This window comes from Colwellia ponticola, assembly GCF_005885605.1.
In the GTDB taxonomy this organism is placed as follows: domain Bacteria; phylum Pseudomonadota; class Gammaproteobacteria; order Enterobacterales; family Alteromonadaceae; genus Colwellia; species Colwellia ponticola.
Map to the genome: position 1 here is coordinate 1 of NZ_SZVP01000100.1, position 459 is coordinate 459.

Below are 459 nucleotides of genomic sequence, written 5' to 3' on the forward strand. Positions count from 1 at the left end.
GCATAAGATCCCATGTTTGTGGCAATTGATTTCATGATGGGATAAATGACACCTCCAGCTCTGGCTGTGTTACTCGGAATGGCTGGTGCGAGTATAAGGTCAGCCGTATTCAATCCGTAGGCAAGTCCCAACGGGCTTTTGCCAAATATTTTGATAAAGTTGTACGCTATTCTGGTTCCAAGGCCGGTTATTATAAATCCCCTTGCGATAAAAAACGCAAGACCAATCAACCATATGGTAGAATTTCCAAAACCGCTCAAGGCATTAACGATCGATTTTGTAGGATCTCCAGGAGCCAAAACCTGTGTGACTGCGCACAGTGTGATTCCAATAATAGCCATGGTTCCCATAGAAGCCGCTTTTAAAATGATTCCAACAATGGTGGCCACAAAGATTGCGAGGAGATGCCAAGCATTTGGCTGGACGCCTTCTGGAGCTGGAATGAACCAGATAGCTAGT

Annotated in this window: 1 protein-coding gene; it reads right to left on the reverse strand. The window is 45.1% G+C overall.

Features of this window, described 5'->3' with window-relative positions; genetic code table 11:
* Positions 1 to 459 (reverse strand): anion permease (locus tag FCS21_RS17740; RefSeq protein WP_171035731.1); only part of this gene is annotated, 459 nt, incomplete at both ends.